The sequence below is a fragment of the Streptomyces sp. NPDC028305 genome (assembly GCF_055569495.1).
The window spans coordinates 97,539-119,594 of sequence record NZ_JBVHTN010000011.1; the positions used below are offsets into that span (position 1 = coordinate 97,539).

At 72.2% G+C, this 22,056-nt stretch carries 20 protein-coding genes; 8 read left to right on the forward strand and 12 right to left on the reverse strand.

The window, feature by feature from the left end:
* Positions 1–65 precede the first annotated feature (65 nt).
* On the forward strand, positions 66–3,752 hold the full coding sequence (locus ACZ4WQ_RS40235) for an nSTAND1 domain-containing NTPase (protein WP_398370666.1): 3,687 nt from the start codon (positions 66–68) through the stop codon (positions 3,750–3,752).
* A 3-nt stretch (positions 3,753–3,755) separates the two neighbouring features.
* Here ACZ4WQ_RS40235 and ACZ4WQ_RS40240 read toward each other — a convergent pair whose 3' ends face one another.
* Positions 3,756–4,217, reverse strand: coding sequence for a pyridoxamine 5'-phosphate oxidase family protein (locus ACZ4WQ_RS40240; RefSeq protein ID WP_398370664.1), 462 nt, complete (start codon positions 4,215–4,217; stop codon positions 3,756–3,758).
* Positions 4,218–4,340: 123 nt separating this feature from the next.
* Here ACZ4WQ_RS40240 and ACZ4WQ_RS40245 point away from each other — a divergent pair, with 123 nt between their 5' ends.
* Positions 4,341–4,982, forward strand: a complete 642-nt coding sequence (locus ACZ4WQ_RS40245) for a GNAT family N-acetyltransferase (protein WP_398370662.1) — start codon at positions 4,341–4,343, stop codon at positions 4,980–4,982.
* A gap of 12 nt (positions 4,983–4,994) precedes the next feature.
* On the opposite strand, the gene ACZ4WQ_RS40250 is transcribed toward ACZ4WQ_RS40245, so the two are convergent.
* Positions 4,995–6,041: an FAD-dependent oxidoreductase gene (locus ACZ4WQ_RS40250; RefSeq protein WP_398370660.1), complete on the reverse strand. Its 1,047-nt coding sequence runs from the start codon at positions 6,039–6,041 to the stop codon at positions 4,995–4,997.
* Between the two features lie 95 nt (positions 6,042–6,136).
* Between ACZ4WQ_RS40250 and ACZ4WQ_RS40255 the strand changes: the two genes are divergently transcribed.
* Positions 6,137–6,727 (forward strand): TetR/AcrR family transcriptional regulator, encoded by a 591-nt coding sequence (locus tag ACZ4WQ_RS40255; RefSeq protein WP_311730274.1) that lies wholly within the window; start codon positions 6,137–6,139, stop codon positions 6,725–6,727.
* 76 nt (positions 6,728–6,803) lie between these two features.
* Positions 6,804–7,718 (forward strand): AraC family transcriptional regulator, encoded by a 915-nt coding sequence (locus ACZ4WQ_RS40260; protein ID WP_398370658.1) that lies wholly within the window; start codon positions 6,804–6,806, stop codon positions 7,716–7,718.
* Here ACZ4WQ_RS40260 and ACZ4WQ_RS40265 read toward each other — a convergent pair.
* Entirely contained in the window at positions 7,678–8,130 is a 453-nt protein-coding gene (locus ACZ4WQ_RS40265; protein ID WP_311730269.1) for an Lrp/AsnC family transcriptional regulator, read from the reverse strand. The genes ACZ4WQ_RS40260 and ACZ4WQ_RS40265 overlap by 41 nt on opposite strands.
* Positions 8,131–8,243: 113 nt before the next feature.
* On the opposite strand from ACZ4WQ_RS40265, the gene ACZ4WQ_RS40270 reads away from it, so the two are divergent.
* Positions 8,244–8,861 (forward strand): LysE family translocator, encoded by a 618-nt coding sequence (locus ACZ4WQ_RS40270; protein WP_352128216.1) that lies wholly within the window; start codon positions 8,244–8,246, stop codon positions 8,859–8,861.
* Between the two features lie 47 nt (positions 8,862–8,908).
* Here the strand turns inward: ACZ4WQ_RS40270 and ACZ4WQ_RS40275 are convergent, their stop codons facing one another.
* Together ACZ4WQ_RS40275 and ACZ4WQ_RS40280 are read right to left on the reverse strand one after the other, a co-directional pair.
* Positions 8,909–9,640 (reverse strand): TSUP family transporter, encoded by a 732-nt coding sequence (locus ACZ4WQ_RS40275; protein ID WP_398370655.1) that lies wholly within the window; start codon positions 9,638–9,640, stop codon positions 8,909–8,911.
* A 27-nt stretch (positions 9,641–9,667) separates the two neighbouring features.
* A complete protein-coding gene (locus ACZ4WQ_RS40280) occupies positions 9,668–10,612 on the reverse strand; it encodes a beta-ketoacyl-ACP synthase III (RefSeq protein ID WP_311730266.1) in 945 nt (314 codons plus the stop codon).
* 113 nt (positions 10,613–10,725) lie between these two features.
* Between ACZ4WQ_RS40280 and ACZ4WQ_RS40285 the strand changes: the two genes are divergently transcribed.
* Positions 10,726–11,349 carry a TetR/AcrR family transcriptional regulator gene (locus tag ACZ4WQ_RS40285; RefSeq protein ID WP_398370653.1) on the forward strand — a complete coding sequence of 208 codons (624 nt, stop codon included), beginning with the start codon at positions 10,726–10,728 and terminating at the stop codon, positions 11,347–11,349.
* Here ACZ4WQ_RS40285 and ACZ4WQ_RS40290 read toward each other — a convergent pair.
* From ACZ4WQ_RS40290 to ACZ4WQ_RS40320, 7 genes are all read right to left on the reverse strand, one after another.
* Positions 11,346–12,269 carry an aminoglycoside phosphotransferase family protein gene (locus ACZ4WQ_RS40290; RefSeq protein ID WP_398370651.1) on the reverse strand — a complete coding sequence of 308 codons (924 nt, stop codon included), beginning with the start codon at positions 12,267–12,269 and terminating at the stop codon, positions 11,346–11,348. The genes ACZ4WQ_RS40285 and ACZ4WQ_RS40290 overlap by 4 nt on opposite strands.
* A 171-nt stretch (positions 12,270–12,440) precedes the next feature.
* Complete coding sequence (locus tag ACZ4WQ_RS40295; RefSeq protein WP_398370649.1) at positions 12,441–15,020, reverse strand: hypothetical protein; 2,580 nt, start codon at positions 15,018–15,020, stop codon at positions 12,441–12,443.
* A complete protein-coding gene (locus tag ACZ4WQ_RS40300) occupies positions 14,984–16,159 on the reverse strand; it encodes an SUMF1/EgtB/PvdO family nonheme iron enzyme (protein WP_361183202.1) in 1,176 nt (391 codons plus the stop codon). The genes ACZ4WQ_RS40295 and ACZ4WQ_RS40300 overlap by 37 nt, the downstream gene beginning before the upstream one ends.
* Before the next feature lie 3 nt (positions 16,160–16,162).
* Positions 16,163–17,560, reverse strand: coding sequence for a radical SAM protein (locus ACZ4WQ_RS40305; protein WP_385342468.1), 1,398 nt, complete (start codon positions 17,558–17,560; stop codon positions 16,163–16,165).
* A gap of 59 nt (positions 17,561–17,619) precedes the next feature.
* Positions 17,620–18,261, reverse strand: a complete 642-nt coding sequence (locus ACZ4WQ_RS40310; RefSeq protein ID WP_311730258.1) for a hypothetical protein — start codon at positions 18,259–18,261, stop codon at positions 17,620–17,622.
* 2 nt (positions 18,262–18,263) lie between these two features.
* On the reverse strand, positions 18,264–18,845 hold the full coding sequence (locus tag ACZ4WQ_RS40315; protein ID WP_311730257.1) for an effector-associated domain EAD1-containing protein: 582 nt from the start codon (positions 18,843–18,845) through the stop codon (positions 18,264–18,266).
* A 5-nt stretch (positions 18,846–18,850) separates the two neighbouring features.
* The gene (locus tag ACZ4WQ_RS40320; RefSeq protein ID WP_398370645.1) at positions 18,851–19,885 is read right to left on the reverse strand and encodes a trypsin-like peptidase domain-containing protein; all 1,035 of its coding nucleotides are present in this window, start codon (positions 19,883–19,885) and stop codon (positions 18,851–18,853) included.
* Between the two features lie 190 nt (positions 19,886–20,075).
* Here ACZ4WQ_RS40320 and ACZ4WQ_RS40325 point away from each other — a divergent pair, with 190 nt between their 5' ends.
* Complete coding sequence (locus ACZ4WQ_RS40325; protein ID WP_311730254.1) at positions 20,076–20,912, forward strand: class I SAM-dependent methyltransferase; 837 nt, start codon at positions 20,076–20,078, stop codon at positions 20,910–20,912.
* Positions 20,913–21,002: 90 nt separating this feature from the next.
* The gene (locus tag ACZ4WQ_RS40330) at positions 21,003–21,938 is read left to right on the forward strand and encodes a 1-aminocyclopropane-1-carboxylate deaminase/D-cysteine desulfhydrase (protein WP_398370643.1); all 936 of its coding nucleotides are present in this window, start codon (positions 21,003–21,005) and stop codon (positions 21,936–21,938) included.
* Positions 21,939–22,056: the final 118 nt, after the last annotated feature.

Consider the following 22,056-nt stretch of genomic DNA (forward strand, 5'->3'; position numbering starts at 1 on the left):
CGTGCGTAGCTTGGCGGGCGGTCGATCCGCGTCCGGGGGGAGGCGGGGGGGGGGAGGAGTGACCGATGGCGGGGCGTCCTGAGAGTGCGCTGGATCCGAGCGCGGGTCCGGTGCAGCGGTTGGCGTTCGAGTTGCGGAAGCTGCGGGCGGAGGCCGGCAGCCCTACGTACCGGGCCATGGCCGCGCGGACCGACCACGGTGCGAGCACGCTGTCCCAGGCGGCCGCCGGGGAGCGGTTGCCGAGCCTGCCGGTGGTGCTGGCTTACGTACAGGCCTGCGGCGGCGACCCCGAGGAGTGGGAAGAGCGGTGGCGGCAGGCGGCTGCCGAGGAAGCCACCGAGCCGCGGTCCGATGAGGACGCCGAGCCTCCGTACCGGGGCCTGGCCCGCTTCGAGCCCGATGACGCGGCCCTGTTCTTCGGCCGCGACCAACTCATCGACGACCTGATGCGTCTGGCCGGCCACCACCGGATAACGGCGGTGGTCGGCGCGTCCGGCAGCGGCAAGTCCTCCCTGCTGCGTGCCGGCCTCATCCCCCATCTGCGCACCACTGACAACCCTGCCTTACGTCCGGCGGCCCTGCGCGTCATCACCCCCGGTGGCCACCCCGTGCGCGACCACGAGCAGCGGCTGGTCCCGAAGGAGGGCGGAGAGGGGGACACGTGGCTGGTCGTGGACCAGATGGAAGAGCTCTACACCCTCTGCACCGACCCGGCGGAACGCGCCGCGTTCATCGACCGCCTCTTGACCGCCCAGGACCCCACTGGTCGGCTGCGGGTGCTGCTCGCCGTACGGGCGGACTTCTTCGGACACCTGGCCGGCCACCGTCCGCTCGCCGACGCGCTGCGAGAGGCCACCCTCCTGGTCCCGCCCATGAGCCGCGATGAACTGCGCGAGGCCATCGTCAAACCCGCCCAGGCCGCGGGCCTCATCGTCGAACGCACCCTGACCGCCCGCATCATCGACGAAGTCGACGGCGAACCCGGCGCCCTGCCCCTGATGTCCCACGCCCTCCTGGAAACCTGGCACCGCCGCAAAGGCCGCGCCCTCACCCTCACCGCCTACGAAGCCGCCGGCGGCGTCCACGGCGCCATCGCCCAGACCGCCGAAGACCTCTACACCCACCTCACCCACGACCAGGCCACCCATGCTCGCCGGACACTGTTGCGCCTGATCGCCCCGGGAGAGGGCGCACAGGACACCCGAAGGCCCGCGCCTCGGGAGGAGTTGGTGACCCAGACCTCGCCCGCCGCCCCTGAAGTACTGGAACGCCTGGCGAAAACCCGACTGGTCATCCTCGATGGCCACACCGTTCACCTCGCCCACGAAGCCCTCATCGCCGCCTGGCCCCGGTTGCGGAAGTGGATCGACGAGGATCGCGACCGCCTGCGCCTCCACCGCCAGCTCACCGACGCCGCCCACACTTGGCAGGCCCTCGGCCGCGATCGCGGCGTGTTCTACCGGGGCACCCGCCTCGCCGCCGCCGAAGAAGCTTTCCCCACCGCTGACGCCCACAGCGACCTCACCCCCCTGGAACGCGACTTCCTCACCAGCAGCTCCGCCGCCCACCACCGCGAAGAAGCAGCAGCTGCCCGCACCACCCGGCGCCTGCGCCAGTTCGCCACCTCCGTCTCGATCCTGCTCGTCCTCGCTCTCACCGCCGGACTGGTCGCCTGGCAGCAATACCGGACCAGCGAACAACAACGGCGCCAGGCGCTCACCGCCCAGCAGACCGCACTCTCCCGTCAGCTGGCCGCCCAGTCGGCCGGCCTCCTGGACTCCAACCCCGACCTGGCCTCGCTCCTGGCGGTCCAGGCGTACCGGACCAGCCCAACTAAGGAGGCCACCACCAGCCTTTTCGCCGCGGCTGCCCTTCCCCTCCAACGCCGTCTCCCCGGACACACCGAGGCCGTGAACTCGGTCGTATTCAGTCCGGACGGCCGCACGCTCGCCAGCGCCGGGAAGGATGGGAAGGTCCGGTTGTGGGATGCGGCGACCGGTAGGCCGCGGACCACCCTGTCCGGATACAGCAAGGGTATGTGGTCAGTGGCGTTCAGCCCGGACGGCCGCACCCTCGCCAGCGGAGGGTGGGACGGGAAGGTGCGGCTATGGGACGTTGCGACTGACGAACGGCGTGGCACCCTGACCGGACACACCGAGAGCGTGCAGTCGGTGGCCTTCAGCCCGGACGGCCGCACCTTGGCCAGCGGCAGCGACGACGCAACGGTGCGCCTGTGGGATGCGGCAACCGGTAAACGGCGCGCCACGCTTACCGGACACACCGACACCGTGGAGTCGGTGGCCTTCAGCCCGGACGGCCGCACCCTGGCCAGTGGAGGGTGGGATGGCAAGGTGCGGTTGTGGGACGCGGCGACCGGCAAACGGCGCGCCACCCTGACCGGGGACTTTCAGATCGTGGGGTCGGTGGCGTTCAGCCCGGACGGACGCACCCTCGCCAGCAGCAGCGTCGACAAGACGGTGCGCCTGTGGGATGTGACGACGGGCAGACCGCGTACCACCCTGACCGGGCATGGCGAGGGTGTGTGGTCGGTGGCGTTCAGTCCGGACAGCCGCGTTCTGGCAAGTGGTGCGGAGGATGGGCAGGTCCGGCTATGGGATGTGGCGACCGGTAAACGGCGCGCCACCCTGACCGGACACACCGGCCTGGTGAACTCGATCGTCTTCAGTCCGGACGGCCGCACCCTCGCCAGCGGCAGCGACGACACAACAGTGCGTCTGTGGGATGTGGCAACGAGCAGGCCGCGCACCGCACTGTCCGGCCACACCAAGATTGTGACGTCGGTGGCGTTCAGCCCGGACGGACGCACCCTGGCCAGCGGCAGCGACGACACAACAGTGCGCCTGTGGGATGTAGCGACAGGTAAACGGCGCGCCGCGCTTACCGGACACACCGACACTGTGGGGTCGGTGGCGTTCAGCCCGGACGGCCGCACCCTCGCCAGTGGAGGGTGGGATGGCAAGGTGCGGTTGTGGGATGTGGCAACCGGCAAACGGCGCGCCACCCTGACCGGGGACACTCAGGTCGTGGGGTCGGTGGCGTTCGGCCCCGACGGCCGCACCCTGGCCAGCGGTGGGTGGGACGGCAAGGTGCGGTTGTGGGACGCGGCGACCGGTAAACGACGCGCCACCCTGACCGGGGACAGTGGGGAGGTGCTGTCCGTGGCGTTCAGCCCGGACGGCCGCACCCTGGCCGCGGGTATGGAGAAAGGGAAGGTCCGGCGATGGGATGTGGCGACCGGTAAACGACGCGCCACCCTGACCGGGCACACCGACGCCGTGGTGTCCGTGGCGTTCAGTCCGGACGGCCGCATCCTGGCCACCGCCGGCATCGACAAAACGGTGCGACTGTGGAATGTGGCAACGGGCATACCGCCCACCACCTTGACCGGGCACACCGACATCGTGGCGTCCGTGGCGTTCAGCCCGGACGGCCGCACCCTGGCCACCGCCAGCATCGACAAAACGGTGCGACTGTGGAATGTGGCAACGGGCATACCGCGCACTACCCCGACCAGGCCCACCAACGTCGTGGGATTGATGGCCTTTAGCCCGGATGGCCACACCCTGGCCACCGCCGGCGACGACTCGACGGTCCGGCTGTGGGACATTTCGCTCCCCAACCCCGCCTCCTCCCTCAGGAAGGTTTGCCGAGCGGTCCAACGGTCCTTCACGCGAAGCGAACAGTCGCTCTACCTCGCCGACCAACCCACCAGCCCCGTGTGCCGATCATGAGACTCACCCATCGGTCCACTCTCCGTCGCGCATCACATGCCTGCCCTTGAACTCATGCTCCCCATGCGATGCCTGTATCACCTGCGGAAGCACCTTGAAATACGCGTAGGAGGCGTGATCCTTCCGCGGGTCCCAGCTCCACCTCCGCACAAACGCGTCCGCCGCGGCAGGCGGCACCTCCTCCGCGGTGAAGGTTTCCACCCGCCCGTCGATCAGAACGACATCCCGCGTATGGCCGAGCGCAAGGCGAACCCGACCCGTTTCCCGCAGGTTGCGCCCGGTGGGGTTGGTCAGCCTGGTCGACATCCACATCGCCGTGCCGTCCCAGAGGAACCACAGCGGCACCAGGCACGGCAGTCCGTCCGCGTCCGCCGACGCGACCCAGATGTCTTCCTCTGTCCGCAGTCTTTGGAGTACGTCACGCCGCCGTTGTTCAGTGCTGCGCGGTTCCTTGGCCATGTCCATGTCTCGCGACGGTACTGGCCACGGGGCCCGGACACCTCGGGCCGTGGTCCTAGAACCACAGCCCGAGTCCACCCTCCTGAATATGTCCCACACGTCCCATCGAAGCCGGAGTCGAGAATCACCATGCCCCAAACCCTGGCCGACATCCTGAACGCGGCGGCACACGGGCGCTTCCCACCGCCCGACGGCGGCACGACCGTGGTGCCGCAACCGAGTCACCGCGACGCCGGGGTGATCGCGTTCACCGCGCACTCCGTGGTGTTCACCGACGAGGATCCGCGGTGGGTACGCGCCACGTTGGCCTCCCTCGACTGCGACGAGTTGGCGGCCACGATGAATCCGCGCTTCTTGGCGGCATTCCTGGCCCGTACGGGGCGGTCGACCGACACCATAGACCTGCTCACCGTGGCGAGTGCGCTGCCGGGCGACCCCCCTCTGGAGCTTCGCGAGCTCGCCGACCCCGATCACCCGCGCGTGTCCAGGGCGCGTAAGCGCCGGGACGATGTCCGGGTCTGGGCGGCTGACGGGGGTGTGGTCGTTCTCGGCCGGGGCGTGGCCGGGCGCTGGGAGACGGCGATCGAGGTGAACGAGGACGTACGTCACCGGGGGCTGGGCCGGGCGCTGGCCACGGCCGCGCGGCATCTGGTGCCGGACGGCGGGCCGGTCTGGTCGCAACAGGCCGCGGGCAACGCCCGCAGCGTGCGTGCCTTTCAGGCGGCGGGTTTCCGACCGGTCGGCGCCGAGGCGCTGCTCATCGCGGCGTAGGCGCACCAAGGGTCACGTGGGCATCATGCGGACCAGCAGGTCACGCACGCGGGTGTGTTCGGTGGCCATGAAGCGGTGCAGGTTACGGGAGGCGAAGGCGACCCGCTGGGCGCTGCGGCGGCGTTCCGCGTCGTAGGCGCGGAGGGCGGAGGGCAGGCCGGTCGCCGGGCCGTGTTCGGAGACGGCGCGGGTCAGGGCCTCCGCGTCGAGGATGGCCGTGCAGGCGCCCTGGCCCAGGTTGGGGGTCATGGCGTGCGCGGCGTCGCCGACCAGCGCGACCTTGCCACCGTGGACGAAGGTCGGCAGGGCGGGGAAGAGATGACGCATCTCGTAGCGGATCCAGGTGGACGGGGCGGTCTCGGCGAGGATGCGCGGGACGGGGTCGTGCCAGCCCTCGAAGTGTCCGCGCAGTTCGTCAGCGGTGGTGGCCTCCGGGACGGTGGCGTACCAGTTGGTGCGGCCCGGCTCGACCGGGGTCATGCCGAAGAACCGGCCCTTGCCCCAGGTCTCGCCGTAGACGCCGCTCTCGAAGTCGGCGATGCCGATCCAGGCGACGGTCCCGATCCGTCGCGGGCCGCTGCGGTCGCCGAAGCGGGAGGCGCGTACGGCGCTGCGGATTCCGTCGGCGCCGACCACCAGGTCGTGCCCGGCCAACAGGGCCGCCACATCGCGGACGTTCTCGCCGAACTTCAACGGCACATCCCCGAAGGCGTCCAGCTCGCCCAGCAGGGCGTCGATCAGATAGGGGCGGGCGACGAGCAGTTCGGGGCGGCCGGCCTTCCGCTCGATCCGTTCCAGCGGAAGGCTCGCCAGCACCTTTCCCCGAGGGGTGCGGATCCGCGCGCCCCGGTAGGGGACCGCGCGACCGCGGAACGCCTCGCCCACGCCCAGGCGGTCGAGCGCGGCCTGCGCGGTGGGGTGGATGCCGAAGGCGGTGCCGTAGCGCTCCGGCTCCGTCCGCCGCTCCAGGATGGACACCGTCCAGCCCGCGCGGCGCAACCCGATCGCCGTCGCGAGGCCGCCGACTCCCGCTCCCACGACAACCGCTGTACCGGTCATGTGTCCCTCCCCTGGCGCGTACGAGCCATCACCACATCTGTGGTACCACGGCTGGGGTACTCTGGCAACCGCGACCAGGAGGAGGAGAGCCGACGGTGAATCCGGAACGGCGGGACCGGCTGCGCGACGCGGCCATCGGGGTGCTGGCCGACGTGGGCGGACGCGGCCTGACCCACCGCGCCGTCGACACGGCCGCGGAGGTGCCGCCGGGCACCACCAAGAACTACTTCCCGACCAGGGACGCCCTGCTGCGCGCGGTGGCCGAGCGCTGCCTGGAGCAGTACCGCGAGACCGCGGCCCGCCTGGCGGCCACCGGACCGGGCCCGAGCGACCGCGACGGCCTGGCGGCCATGCTCCGCGCACTCCTGGCGAACGTCGCCGGACCGGGCCGCCCCCGCCTGCTGGCCTACCTGGAGTTGCAGGCGGAAGCGGCCCGCAAACCCTGGCTGTCGGCCATCCTCGACCCCATCGCGACCTCCGACTTCGCGGGATTCGAGCTGGCCCAGAGGGCCGCCGGGCTGCCCGCCACCCCGCAGCGCGCCGCCGTCGTCACCCTCGCCCTTCACGCCGCCATCCCCCACCTGCTGGCCAACGGCCCCCGGACCCTGACCGCCGCCGGCCTGGACGACCTCGACGGCTTCGTGCGCGGGCTGCTCCAGGTGGTGTACCCGGAGGACCCGACCTGATCGGGCACAGGATGTCGGGTCCCGGGGGACGCGCGCTGCCTAGCGTGGTGAGCGCACGAGAGGAAGGAGACCGGGCGTGCTGGAGCGGCTGAACCAGGCCCTGGAGCACATCGAGCGCCATCTCGACCAGTCCATCGACGGGGCGAGGCTGGCGCGCATCGCGGCCACCTCGGAGTACCACCTGCGCCGGATGTTCTCGGCGCTGGCGGGGATGCCGCTGTCGGAGTACATCCGGCGGCGCAGGCTCACCGTCGCGGGTGCCGAGGTGCTCGCGGGGCGTGAGTCGCTGCTGGGGATCGCGGTGCGCTACGGCTATGGCTCGGGCGAGGCGTTCGCGCGGGCGTTCCGTGCGATGCACGGCGTCGGGCCGGGTGAGGCCCGGCGCACTGGTGCCGCGCTCGTCGCCCAGCCCCGGTTGACCTTCCGACTCACCATCGAGGGGAGCAGCAGCATGCGTTATCGCGTTACGGACCGGCCGGCCTTCGCCGTCGCCGGGCTCAAGGCCCGGGTGCCCCTGGTCCATCTGGGGCCGAACCAGGCGATCATCGACTTCATCCGCGGGATCGAGCCAGGGACCCTGGAGCACCTGGAGAAGCTGTCGGACCTGGAACCGCGGGGCATCGTCGCGGTCTGCGACGACCTGGACCCGAGCCGCGCCGAAGGCACCGAACTCGACTACTACCACGGGGTGATCACGTCGGCGGTGCCCCCCGAGGGCTTGGCCGTTCTCTCCGTTCCGGCCGGGACCTGGGCGGTCTTCGCCACCTCGGGGCCGGCGCCGGAGGCCATCCAGTACCTGTGGCGGGACGTGTTCACGGAGTGGTTCCCGTCGAATCCCTACCGCAGCCGCCCCGGCCCCGAGATCCTGCGCACCCGCTTTTCGCCGGACGGGGCCGAAGCCGACGCGGAGCTGTGGCTTCCGGTGGAGCTGGAGTTGGAGCTGCCGAATCTCACAGCGGCAGGGGACGGTTCTCCACGACGCTCTTCATGACGAGCGTGGAGCTGAGCCGCTGCACACCCGGGAGGGTGGCGAGGCGGTCGTCGTAGAGCTGCTGGAAGGCGGCCAGGTCGCGGGTGACCACGCGCAGGAGGAAGTCGGGGTCGCCGAAGAGGCGCTGGGCCTGGAGGACGTACGGGATGTCGGTGACGGCCTGCTCGAAGGCGGCCACGGTCTCGCGGTCCTCGTAGCGCATGGTCACGAAGACGAGCGCCTCGAAGGTCAGACCGAGAACACCGGCGTCGAGCCGCGCGTGGTAGCCGCTGATCGCGCCGGAGCGCTCCAGGGCGCGCAGGCGGCGGTGGCAGGGCGAGACGCTGAGGCGGACGCGCTCGGCCAGTTCGGTGACGGTGAGGCGTCCGTCGCGCTGTAGCTCGGCAAGGATATTCCGATCGACCTCATCCATGAGGAAGATTCTTCCACTCGCGGGCTGTCCCCGTGGAAAGGTTGGAAACACATTCCGGCCTTATGCACCTAATCTCCCTCCCGTGAGACGCGAGAGAGGGAGAGGAGCAGGGCATGGCGGTCGGTAGTGTCACCGCGTTCTGGGCGGTGTCCTTCCTGCTGGTGCTGGTTCCGGGGGCGGACTGGGCGTACGCGATCGCGGCCGGGCTGCGGGACCGTACGGTGCTGCCGGCGGTGGGCGGGCTGCTGGCCGGGTACGTGGCGCTGACCGCGGTGGTCGCGGCCGGGGTGGCGGCGCTGGTGGCCCGGTCACCGCTGGTGCTGACCTCGCTGACGGTGGTGGGCGCGGGGTATCTGGTGTGGCTGGGCATAGCCACGCTGGCCCGCCCCGCCACCCCGACGGCCGGCGCGGACGACAGCGCCGGGTCGTGGGTGCGGCGGGCGGCGAAGGGGGCGGGGATCAGCGGCCTCAACCCGAAGGCGCTGCTGCTGTTCCTGGCGCTGCTGCCGCAGTTCATCGCCCCGGGCGCGACCTGGCCGGTCGCGGCGCAGATCACGCTGCTGGGGCTGGTGCACACCGCCAACTGCGCCGCGGTCTACACGGGGGTGGGCACGGCGGCGCGGCTGGTGCTGCGGGCGCGGCCCGCGGCGGCACGAGCGGTGACCCGCCTTTCCGGGGCCGCGATGGTGGCGATCGGGGGGCTGCTGCTGGCGGAGCAGCTGCTCGGCTAGAGGCCGAGGGGCCCGGGACGTCGCCGGGCCGGGCCGGGCCGTTGGGGTCACAGCGCCCAGACGCCCTTGACCAGCGTGGTCAGCCCGCCGCCCAACGCGAGGAGGAGGACGAGGAGTCGGGCTCCCTTCTCCGGGACGCGTTCGGCGAGGGCCTTGCCGATGGCCGCGCCCACCGCCATTCCGGCCACCGCGAACCCCCATACGCCCGCGTCCAGCCGGGGAACGCCGTTGGCGGCGATGGAGAACGCGTTCACCACAATCCCGTAGAACTGCGCGTTCGGCACGAACTCGCGGACGGTCCAGCCCGCGTTCACCGCGTACAGGGACACCGGCGGGCCGCCCACCCCGGCCGAGGAGTTCATGAAGCCGCCCGCGGCGCCCGCGGTCAGGGCTCCCTTGACGCCGCTCAGGGCGGGTACGCGCGTGCCGCCCATCACGAGCAGCACGGCCACGGTGACCAGGCCGCCCATGACGGCGAGGAGGACCGGTTCGGGCAGCCGGGCGGCCACCCACGTACCGGCCGGGACGGTGCACGCGGAGGCCGCGACCAGGGGGACCATCGCGCTCAGCCGCACCTGCCGCCAGCCGCCGCCGGTGAGCCCCACCGCGCAGATGGCACCGGCCGCGCAGTTGGCGAGGGCGACGCCCGGGGCCGGGCCGAGCAGCATGACGAGAGCGGGCACGGCGACGAGGGCGAACCCCATCCCCGTCAGCCACTGCACGGACGCGCCCAGCAGGACGACGCCGCCGAGCAGCAGCTCCGCCGCCCCACCGTTCATGGCCGGAAGCTTCTCATGGCATGCCTCTCAGGGGCAGGTGACCACCTGGCCCGCCCAGGACAGCCCGCCGCCGAACGCGAGCAGCAGCACGGGCGCGCCCGAGGGCAGCTCGCCGCGTTCGGTCAGCTTGGACAGGGCGAGCGGCACGGACGCGGCGGAGGTGTTGCCGGACTCGACGACGTCCTGGGCGATCACCGCGTCCTCCGGGAGGCCGAGTTGGCGCACGAGGGCCTCGATGATGCGGAGGTTGGCCTGGTGGGTGACCACGCCCGCGAGGTCGGCGGGGGTCAGGCCGGCGCGGCGGCAGGCCTCGCGGGCGACGTCGGGGAGTTCGGTGGTGGCCCAGCGGAAGACGGTCTGGCCCTCCTGGGCGAAGTACGGGTGCCAGTCGTCGACCAGGCGTACGGCGTCGCCGCGGGTGGGGTCGGAGCCCCAGGCGACGGGGCCGATGCCGGCGTCCTCGGCGGCACTGATCACGGCGGCGCCCGCGCCGTCGCCGAGCAGTACGCACGTGCTGCGGTCGGTCCAGTCCGTCACGTCGGACATCTTCTCGGCGCCGATGACCAGGGCGTGGCGGGCGGCGCCGGCCCGTACGGAGTGGTCCGCGCTCGCGAGTGCGGTGCAGAAGCCCGCACAGCCGTTGTTCAGGTCGAAGGCCACGGCGGACGGAATGCCGAGGCGGGCCGCGACCTGGGCGGCGGTGGAGGGGCAGCGGTCGATCGCGGTGCAGGTGGCCACGGTGATCAGGCCGATGTCGGAGGGCCGCAATCCGGATCCGGCGAGCGCTTTGCCCGCGGCGGCGGCCGCCATGTCGGTGACCGACTCGTCGGCCGCCGCGATACGGCGCGTGGCGATGCCAGTGCGGCGCCGGATCCACTCGTCGCTGGTGTCGACCATGGCCGACAGATCGTCGTTGCTGAGCACGCGCGAGGGCTGGTAGTGCCCCAGGGCGGCAATGCGGCTTCCTGACACGGCTGTTCTCCTCGGGTCGTACGACGCTGCCCATCGACTCGCGTCGCCTCGCCCGGAATATAGCAACCGATCGGTCGGAAGCTAAATGGGGGCGGGCTGGGTATCCTGGCGGCATGAGCCCACGCAAGTCGGTCGCCGAAGCCCGCAGAACGCGGGAGCGCATCGTGGAACGCGGTGTCGCCATCGCCTCCGTCGAGGGCCTCGAAGGGCTGACCATCGGGCGTCTCGCCACCGACCTGGGGATGAGCAAGGCCGGTGTGCTCGGCCACTTCGGCACCAAGCAGACGCTGCAACTCGCCACCCTGGACGAAGCGGCGGCGGTCTTCTCGCGGCTGGTGTGGGAGCCCGCGCGGGACGCGCAGCCGGGGCTGCCCCGGCTGCGCGCCATCTGCGAGGCATGGATCACCTACCTGGAGACGGCGCGCGACACCTTCCCCGGCGGCTGCCTCTTCACCACCGCGTCCATCGAATTCGACGCCCGCGACGGGCTCGTACGCGACGCGGTGGCCCGCCTGTTCCGGCTGTGGCGACGCCGGCTCGCCGGTGAGGTGCGCGTCGCCGTCGCGGCGGGCGACCTGCCGGGCGACACCGACCCGGAGCAGGTCGCGTACGAGATGGGCGGCCTCTACATGGCCCTGAACCAGGAGATCCAGCTCTTCGCCGCCCCGGAGGCCCCCGAACGCACCCGCCGCGCCCTCGACCGGCTGCTCGCCCCGCGCCAGGACCGCCCGGCCTAGCGGCGGCGCAGCAGGGCCGTGGCGATGGCGACCTGGACCGGTTCCAGCGCCGGTTTGCCGTCCTCGATGTCCCACAGCGCGTTCTGCAGCACCCGGCCGAGCGTCCAGCCGAGCGCCCGCCGCCGGTCCAGCCCGACGACCTCGGTCAGCAGGTCGAAGCGGCGGAGCACCGCGCGGTCGACGTCGCCCGTGGCCACCACGTCGTCCCACCGGTTGTCCAGCGCCGGCAGCAGCTCGAAGCCCGGGTCGCCGGCCAGCGGCTCGGGGTCGATGGCCAGCCAGGGCTCCCGCTCCCCGGCGAGGACGTTGTCGAAGTGCAGGTCCCAGTGCAGCAGGCGGTCCCCGGGCTCCCCGATCAGCTCGGCCACGGCGGACGCGCAGCTGCGCACCAGCCGCTGCTCGGCGGGGTCGCGCAGCGCCCGTACGGCCCGCGGGGTCTCGTCGAGCATGGCGGCGGCGATGTCGTCCAGCCGCCGGATCCCCTCGGGTGCGGCCACGGCGGTCAGCCGCGCCATCAGCTCGGCCAGGACCCGCATGGCCGCCTGGTCGTCGGCCACGGACGACAGGGTCCGGCTCGCGTCCAGCCGCTCCAGCAGCTGTGTGCAGCTCTCCTCGTCGTGCTCCAGCAGGCGCACGATGCCATCGCCGCGCCACGCCCGCAGCCCGGCGGCGACGCCCGCGGTCTCCTCCCTCAGCTGCTGGAGCTTGAGGGCCGCGGGCGTACCGTCGGCCCGGCGCACGGGCAGCACCAGCGAGGCCATGCCAAACGCGGCAGCCCCGTCGGGCCGCAGCTCCCAGCGGTCCAGGAAGTCACCGCCGAGCCGGGGCAGCCCGGCGATCCAGGCGCGCTCGGAGGCGCCGTGCGCGCCGTAGGACGCGGCGAAGGCGTCGGGGACGTCGATGGGTGTCGACGTGTTCATGCGAAAGGTCTCCTTCGTGGGGTCCGGAATCGGATGGGGCCCGAATGGGCCGTACGAAGGAGGCGGCGGGGGTGCCCGGCTTGCGGGCAGGCGTCAAAGCATGTCCTCACCCTAACCACCCGCGATCACTTCCCGTCGAGAATTTGATCCGGGCGGGGCCACGGGCCGGGGCTACGGGCGCTGCTCGATCCGCTCGATCCGCTCGATCCGCTCCAGCAGCTCCAGGGAGCTCGCCAGCCGGGGGTCACCGATGTCGCGTTGGAGGGCGATGGTGCGGGTCAGTTGGGCGCGGGCCTGGGGGTGGTCGCCGAGGCGGGCTTGGGCTGCGGCGAGGAGGTGGCCGGCTCGGGCCGTGGCCCAGACGTGGTGGCGGGCCGGGTCGGAGGCGGTGCGCAGGGCGGTGGCGGCGGTGGCGGCGGCGGTGTGGGGGTCGTCGAGGTCGAGGGCGAGGTCGGCTTTTTCGAGGAGGAGGGCGAGGCGGTAGAGGCCGAAGTCGCACTGTTCGGCGGTGCGGAGGCCCTCGCGGACGGCGGTGGTGGCGAGGGGGTGCCGGCGCTGGGCGCGGGCGAGGCGGGCGCGGCCGAGGTGGAGGAGGCACAGGTGTTCCTGGGAGCCGGAGGTGACGATCCACTGGGTGGCCTTGTCCAGCAGGCTCTGGGCCAGGACCAGGTCGCCGGAGTGGCAGGCGAGGGCGGCCTCGATCAGGTCGTAGCGGGCGATCTCGTCATTCCAGGCGATGTCCCGGGACGCGTCGGCCAGGGCCGCGCGGGCGCGGGTGACGTAGGCGCGGGCCGGTTCGGGCAGGCCGGCGTCCAGGAGGCACTCGGCGGGTGAGAGCGGGATGCCGGGCCAGACCGGGGCGGTGGCCAGTTCGCCGATGGGCAGGGAGCCGGTGAGGGCGCGGGCGACCGCGAGCATGGGGTCGTGGCGGGCGCCGCGCAGGAGGTGGGCCACCTCGGCGAGGCGGCCTCTCAGGGTGCCGATCATGGCGAGCCACCAGGTGTCGTCCGGGTCGATGCGGGCGAGGGCGGCGGGCAGGTCGCCGATCGCGCGGTAGCACCAGAGGAGGCCGCCGGGGTCGGGGCAGGTGGGGAACTCCTCCAGGACGCGGACGCAGCGGCTGTACTGGCCGGTCTGCCAGGCGAGGTGTTCGTAGCCGCCCATGCGGAGCCGGTAGACCTCCTCGGCCTCGGCGACATGGCCGGCCTCGAGGGAGTGGTGGACCAGCTCTTCGAGCAGGTCCAGGGTCTCTGGGCGGTCGGGCGGCAGCACGCCGGGGCCGGTGACCAGGGCGCTGTAGTGGCGGCGTACGGCCTGGTGGACGGTGCGCGGGTCGGTGAAGGAGCGGTAGAAGTGGTCGCGGACCGCCGGGTGGACGGTGAACAGGTCGGCGGATTCGCGCAGGATGAGGTGGAGTTGATGGAGGTGGCGCAGGGTGGTGAGGATGTCGCTCCGGTCGAGGCCGCGCAGCGGGCCCGCGATCTGGGGGCCGGCGCTGCGGGCGAAGACGGAGTGCAGCTGGTCGGCGGAGGCGCCGAAGCGGAAGACGCACAGCCGGGCGAGCAGGGCCGACTCCCGCTCGCTGAGCGCGGTCTCGTACGCGTCGAGCACCCGCGCCAGGCGCTGCTCCTGCGGCTCCTGCGAGTCGGCCCGGGGCTCGGGCAGAGCGGCGGCGCGGGCCGGGTCGCCGCCGGCGTAGGCGACGAGGTATCCGCTGAGGTGGTCGAGGGTCAGGGCGTGGGCGCCGAACTCGTCGACCAGGGCGTGCAGGGCTTCCTCGTCGCCGCGTACGCCGCGGTCGCGGATCAGGGCGACCGCGTCCTCGCGGCACAGCTGGTCGATGTCGAGACAGGTGTAGCCCCGGCCCTGCCAGGGCGCCAGCCGGGGCAGCGGAAGGCGGCTGGTGATCAGGCACTTGGTGGTGCCCAGGCCGTCGGCCAGGCGGTCGATGACCTGGGCGAGCAGCCGGTCGGTCAGATCGCCGAAGGTGCCGCGGCGGTCGGTGGCCGGGCGCTGCACCCGCTCCAGGCCGTCCAGGACGAGCAGTCTGCGCCCGGGCCTGGTGAGCAGTTCGGTGAGCAGGTAGAAGGTGCCCATGGGGCTGCCGCGTACGACCGCGCCGTGGCTGAAGTAGGTGTAGGCGACCTCCAGGAACTCCTTGACGTCCTGGTTGAGGTAGAAGCTCCAGATGAACAGCTCGTCGGGCGGCGGATCCCCCGCGCGCTTCAGCCGGGTCAGGAACTCCCCGGCCAGCGCGGTCTTTCCGGCGCCGCCGAGACCGAGCAGCGCCAGCACGCCCGGCTCGCCGCCCTGCCAGAAACGGTGCAGGGCGGCCAGTTCCTCCGCGCGGCCCACGAAGCCGGGGGCGGGGGGCAGGGCGTGGATGATGCCCGCCGTCAGGGGGCGGGGCGACGCGGCGGGCTCCGGGTACGGGTACGGGTCGGTGGGCCGTGGCGTGGCCGTCGCGGCCGTCAGCGCTTCGGCGTGTTCCGCCACCGCCTCCGCGTTGATCTCGGCGACACGGGCGACCAGCGCGTCGAGCCCGTGCCGGCCCTCGCACCAGGCGACCAGCCTGCGCACACACTCGCGGCGGCTCATGGCCGCCGCGAGCTCCCGGTACACCTCGGGGTAGTGATCGAAGCACAGGTCCCGGATCTCGTCCTCGGACAGGGCCCGGTCGATCAGCCCCCGTACGGCGCCGGGGTGGTACCCGGTCATGGCCTCGGCGCGGGCGCGGCGCCCTTGCGGCACAGCCGGAAGCCGATGTTGGGGGTCATATGGGCGCCCCATCCGCCCGCCCGCCAGGTGTCCGCGTCACGGGACATCCGGAACGTCACCGTGACCGCCTCGGCGCAGTCCGCCCAGGACCCGCCGCGCAGCACCCGCTCCCGGCCGGTGGCGGGCCCGGTCGGGTTGGCTCCCGGGCTGTCCCGGTAGTACTGCGCGTCGTACCAGTCGGCGGTCCACTCCCACACCCCTCCGCTCATCGCGTACAGGCCGTAGTCGTTGGGGGGCAGGCGCCGCATGGGCAGGATGGAGAACTCGTCGAAGCGGTCGGCGTCGCAGCGCTCCGGGGTCGGGGGTTCGTCCCCCCAGGGGTAGCGGCGGCCGGCCAGGCCACCGCGCGCGGCCCGCTCCCACTCCGCCTCCGTGGGCAGGCCGTACCGGACGGCGTCGGTGGACAGCCGCTCGCACAGCTCCTCGGCCTCCTGCCAGGAGACGCCCACCATGGGCTTGCGGTCGTAGGCCCACGGCCGCCGGGGGTCGTCCCGGCGCGGCGTGCCGAACAGCGTCCGGGAGTCGACCGGCTCGCCGCTTCCGCTCACCCATTTGTGGGCCGGCGCGTGGGCGTGCCAGTCGGTGGCGCGGACGGTCGCGTCCTCGCAGTACTGGAGGCGGATCTTGTTCGCCTCGTACAGGAACCAGCCGGGGTCCCCCGATCCGCTGCCCCCGGCCTCCTCCTGCGGCATGCCGGTCGGGGGCGGCTCCCAGCCCATGAGGTCGCAGTAGGCCGACCAGCTCACCGGGGTCTCGGACAGCCAGTAGTCGTCGACCCGCACCGAGTGGACCGGGCGCTCGTCCAGGTCACCCCCGGCGGAGCCCATCACAAAGGAGCCGGCCGGGATGTAGCGGAAGACGATGCCGTGTTCCTCCACCGCCATCCGCTCCAGCAGGTCGCCCCGCGCCTCGGCGATCCCGGGGTCGGCGGGGGCGACCATGCACGCGCGGTCGTACGCGGTCGCGGCGGTCCGCAGGTCGCCCCGGTCCTCCAGCTCGCGGGCCAGCCGCAGCAGGTCCTGGGCGCTGCCGGTGGTGGTGTGGTCGGTGCGCAGCCAGTCGTACGCGGAGCCGGTGCCGTACGCGGCGCGGGTGTCGAACGAGGCTCCCATGGCTTACCCGCACGCTCCCTGGCCCTGGCAGGAGCGGCCGCCCGGCCGGGCCGACACATCGAGCACGACGAGCGGGTTGCGGACCGCCGATCCCGATCGCCGCTCCGCGTCGACCTGTTCGGCGATCCAGGGGTCGGGCGCGTTGACCGAGCCGGCCAGGACGAGGGAGCGGGCGCGGCAGCCGCCGGCGAAGGTGGCGGTCTGGCCGTGGTCGCCGACCGGGTCGGTGTGCGGGAGGGCCCGCATCGACTGGAAGCCCGCGCTGCGGTGCCAGATCTCGGCCAGGGAGCTCTCGCGTACGTTGGCGGCGACGAAATCGGGGCCGAGGAAACTGCACGGGTTGACGTCGCCGGAGACGGAGATGGAGCACACCAGGTTTCCGGCGCCGCAGCCGTAGTTCTGGTGGATGACGGATTGGGTGTCTTCGCGGGAGTGCGGGCTGAACGGGTCGATGTGGTGCAGATCAACGGGGTCGGTGGGGTTGCTGTGGCTCTCCTCGCCCAGCCGGGAGAGCCCGTTCAGCGCCTCGGTGTAGTCCGCGAAGCTCGGCATCAGCTCCTGATTCCGCTCGGCGACGCCGACCGGGTACAGCGGCCGGAACACCGCGGTGTCCGCGCCCACCTCATGGGCGAGCCGGGCGCAGTCCTCGATCTCTTCGAGGTTGGTCCGCATGATGGTGAAGGCCAGGGTGAAGCGGGCGTGTTCGCGGAGCACGGCGAGGCGGTCGAGCACCTTGTCGAAGGTGCCGGCGCCGCGCACCCGGTCATTGGTCTCCGCGGTCGCGCCTTCGAGGCTGACATTCAGCCAGACCAGTTCGCGCTTTCCGAATTCCTTGGCGATGTCCTCGGTGATGAGCAGGGCGTTGGTGGTGATGCACGGGGCCAGGCCGTGCTTCAGGGCCAGATCAATGATCTGGAAGATGTCCTTCCGCAGCAGCGGTTCACCGCCCGTGAGCCCGAGCCGGTACGCGCCGAGCCGCGCCATCTCCGCGAAGAGCCGGTCGATCTCCTCCAGGCTCAGCCGCTTCTCCCGGCGCGGGAGGTCACCGGCGAAGCAGTGGGTGCAGCCGAGGTTGCACGAGGCGATGACCTCCAGATGGACGGCCAGCGGGCCGGCGAGGTGGTCCGGCGGCACCTCCAGGTCGTCGTGGATCACTCCGGCGAACCGGCCGTCGACGGTGAAGAACCCCAGGTCGTGGAAGTGCTCGAAGAATCGCTCGATCCGGCCGCGCCGCTCCGCGTCGGCCGTCTCCTCAAGGACGCGGTCGACAGGGTGCGCGCTCAGCCGCCGCAGTATGTCGGTGGACTCCGCGTCGAACGGCAGATATCGCGACGTACGGCGGTCGAAGACCAGGCTGCCGAAGAATTGCGGGGTGAGCACCAGCGGGGCCCGTTCCGGCATTGTTAACCTCCGTGTGTGTCAGGCCACTGTGGTCGGGCAGTCGTCAGGCATCGGGCTGCTCAGGCCGATTCCGGATCGGCGATCGTGAAGACCTTACGGATCCAGACCCGGCCACCCCGCCCGGAAACCCCCAGGCCGGCCGCGCCGAATCCCTTCAGCCTGCGCACCCGGTACGGCTCCGCGGCCCGCTCCGGATCCTCCGGCGGCCGCCGGTCGGGGCGGTCCACCATGGGCTGCCAGCCACCGTCGTCGAAACCGGGGCGCATCCAGGCGTCGTCCTCCGGCTCGTCGAACGAGTACTTCCAACTGCCGTCCGCCGCGGAGAGAACGGATGTCTCCGCGACATTCTGAGGGGCGGTGGTCTGCACATGGATGTCCTCATCGGGCTTGTGGAGCCCGGCGAACATCAGCGTGGTGTACGCGGGGTCGCACTCGGCTATCGCGAACGCGAGGACATGCGTTCCGAAAGGGACCAGCGGGCGGGATGAGGAAGGCGCCGTGCCGTCAAGATACATGTCGCCCGGGCCGTCGGTCTCCAGCCACATCGTGACGGGGACTCCGGCCCGCGGATTGCGCCACCGGAGCACCACACCGCCGCATCCGGCGGGCACCTCGCAGTGTCCGTGTTCCTCGAGGATGAACTTCGGGGACGCCTTGGCATACCGCGACAGGGAATTCAGTTTCAGCTCACGCTCGTCCATGCTCAGTTCTCGTCTCGGTTTTCCAGGCGGTCGGTGAACTCACGGACCTTGACGAGGTTGACCTCGCCCACCCGTCGTACGAGGTCCGGTAGCCGATCACGCCGCGCACAGTACTCGATCAGCCGTAGCGTCTTTTGCGATTTGCTCATGCCGTGGGCGAACTGGCCGTACACCGCCGGGAAATGATCGAGGCAGAGTGCGCTGAGTTCGTCGTCGTCGAGCGCGTCCATGACGAGTCGGCGTACGTCGCCAGGCCCATAGGAGAGGGGTGCGGGGGCCGCGGATGCGGTGATCGGCGGGGTGGCGGCGAGCCGGGCGATGATCCCGTAGGCCGCGCTGTTGGGGTCCTCGGCGATCACGCCGACCAGGCGCCGCAGCCGCCCCTGGTCCGCCGCCCGCCGCAGGACCCGCGGCCACACCTCCGCCATGGGCCCCGTCCACGCGAACTCGGCCGCGCGCATCCCCGCCGCGAGCACGAAGGCCCGTACCTCGGGCCCCTGGTCGTACGCGGTGAGGAGCGCGGCGAGCAGCTCCCGCGCCTGTGGATCGTCGGCGGCGAAAGGGGCGTTGTCCAGCAGACTCATATCGCCTAGAACACCCCCGCCGCGGCGAGGCCCTCGGCCACCCGGGAGATCCGGCGCCCCTGATTACGGAATTCCCGCTTTCCGCGCTCTTCCTCGACGGCCACCCATCGATGGTGCAGGGCGATCAATTGCCAGCGTTCGTTGAAGACGGGCGAGCCGGACGACCCGGCCTCGGTGTCGGTCCAATACTGGATCACATCGTCATCGACATGGCGGACGATGTTGTGGTGCATTCCGATCTTCTTCACCCCGCCCTTCGGGTGCTGAATGACATAAACCCGCTCGCCGACCGAGACCGGCTCGGCCGTGGCCAGTTCGCTGACGGGAATGTCGTCCGGCAGCGGACCATCCGACCGGATCACGGCCCAGTCGTGCGCCGGGTCACCGGTGATCGTCTCGGGGCGGCAGCGCACCACCGTATGGGCGCGGTGCCGGGCGGCGGTGTCGAGCTCGTAGTGCAGCCAGGCCTCGGCGCGTGTCGCGCGGCCGGGGCCGGGGCCGATGCCGTAGAGGACGTGGTGGTTGGTCAGCAGGAGGTCCGCGCCGATCCGGAACGCCGTCCCGTAGGCCCGGCCGCCGGGCAGCTCCACCAGCAACCGCACCACACCCGGGGCGAGTTCGGCCCCGCGCCGCATGAACGCCACGTCGAGCAGGGTCGGCTCGTCGAATATCTGCCGCTCCCATCCGCCCCGGGCGTCGAACCCCTTCCACACGACCCCGGAATCGGCGGCGGCAGGCGCCTCCACCACCGGATCCGCCGCCATCAGCTCCCGCAGCCGCAGCCCCACCGCCTCATCGCCCTCCGCCACCCGCTCGAGCAGCGCGCGCAGCCGATTCTGGTTACGGGCCTTGGTGATCAGGTCGTGCCAGACGGAATGCATCGGCCGGTCCCAGGCGACCGACGCCGGTTTCACCCCCGCTCGCACCGCGAACTCGACGACCGGCCCTTCCCGGAAATACACGCCGGCGAGGAAATCGTGCAGTTCACGGGACTCGGGCCTGCTCCAGTCGAAGGGCAGTGCGTCGAGAAAGTGCGGCATTCGAACCACCAGCGGCTGGGAGCGGAGCAATGCCCTGCGGCACGGCTTCCAGCATAGGGGAGCCGTGTGACACCGCCCTGGCCGAAGCCGTGACCGCACGGCCTCGGAGGGCAAGTACGCCCGCCCCGTGGCGAGCCGGTCATTACCCTTCCTTGCAGGGCGCGGAGTGCGACCGGAAGGGAGCAGCGACATGGCGAACCAGGACAAGGTGCCCGTGCGGCTCGGCCGCGTCCCCGAGACCCTGCTGTGGAACCTCTACCACCGCGCGTACGAGGCCCGGCAGCCCCGGACAGTGCTCCACGACCCCAAGGCCATCGAGCTCGTCGACCGCCTCGACTTCCCCTTCGAGGAGACCTTCGGCCCGCCGCACCCGCTGCTCGCCCAGGGCCAGGGGCTGCGCGTGCGGTCCTTCGACGGCGCCGTACGGGACTTCCTCGCCGAACACCCGACCGGCACCGTCGTCAACCTCGCCGAGGGACTGGAGACTCAGTTCTGGCGGGTCGACAACGGCCGGGCGCACTGGCTGTGCGTGGAGCTCCCGGAGACCGCCGAGCTGCGCCGCTCCCTGCTCCCGGACACCGAGCGGCGGCGCATCCTGGCCCGGTCCGTGCTCGACCTCTCCTGGCGGGACGAGGTCGACCCCGGGCGCGGGGTGCTGATCACCGCCCAGGGGCTGCTGATGTATCTGCGCCCGGGCGAGGTGCGGGAGCTGATCGCGGCGTGCGCCGAGCGGTTCCGGGGCGGGTCGCTGGTCTTCGACGCCGTGCCCCGCTGGCTCAGCGCCGGCACCCAGCGCGCCGAGACACGCCCCTCACGGAGCTACGTCATGCCCGCCATGCCGTGGGGCTTGAACGCCGGCGAGCTGCAAAAGGTGCGCACGGCGCACCCGGCCGTGGTCGAGGTCCGCGAGCTGCACCTGCCGCGGGGCCGGGGCCCGTACTTCGGCGCGCTGACGCCCGTGCTGTACCGGCTGCCCGGCGTACGGAACCTGCGGCCGACCATGACCGCGATCGCGCGGTTCGCCTGACGGCGCGCCCGATACAGACGGTCGTGGCCGGCGCCAGGGCCGGTCGGCGGCACGGCCCGGTAGCCGGGCTCCAGCGGTCAGAATGGAGAGGTGAACCTGCCCATCGATCCCGCCGTCGCACTCGCGCCCCGGCTGCCGTCCCCGCTCCAGCGGGTGGAGGACGAGCGGCTGGCCGCGCGGGGCGTGGAGCTGCGGCTGAAGCGGGACGACGCCGTACATCCGACGGTGCCGGGCAACAAGTGGCGCAAGCTGGCCCCCAATCTGCGGGCCGCCCTCGACCAGGGGCACTCGCGGCTGCTGACCTTCGGCGGCGCGTACTCCAACCACATCCGCGCCGTGGCCGCGGCCGGGGCCGCGGTGGGGCTGGGGACGGTGGGGGTCATACGGGGCGACGAGCTGGCCCGGGCGGAGCGCAACTGGTCGCTGGCGCTGGCCGAGGGCTACGGGATGGAGCTGGCGTTCTGGGACCGGGCGCGGTTCCGGGAGGCGCTGAGCGGGCTGGCGGCGCCGGAGACGGTCCGGCGGCTCGAGGAGCGGTGGGGCCGGTGTTATGTGCTGCCGGAGGGCGGTACGAACGTGGCGGCCGCACGCGGCGCGGCGGAGATCGTCGCGGAGCTGCCCGGCCTGGGCCCGGGCGATGTGGTGTGCTGCGCGGTGGGCACCGGGGGCACGCTGGCCGGGATCGCCGCCGCACTGCCGGAGGGCGCCCGGGCGCTGGGGGTGGCGGTGGTCAAGGGCGCGCGGTATCTGGACGGCGAGGTGGGGCGGCTGCACGAGCTGGGGTGGGGGCGGACCTTCCCCGGCTGGCGGATCGACCACGACCACCACGGCGGCGGATACGGCCGCGTCCCGGCGGAGCTGGCCGCCTTCGCCGAGGACTTCGAGGAGCGGCACGGTCTCGCCCTGGAGCGGCGCTACGTCGCGAAGATGCTGCGGTGCGTGTACGACCTGGCGGGTGGGGAGTGGCTGCCGCCGGGGAGCCGGGTCACCGCCGTGATCACAGGGCCGGTGGACCCCGTCCAGTGAGTTTGTGGTGAGTTCGGGACAGCGCCCGCCGCGAGGCGACGGGGGGGGGCGGGTCGCAGGCCACACGCCATCGGCCGAAGGCCGGGCCCCGTGCCGCCGCCGCGCGGCCGGCCCCGGG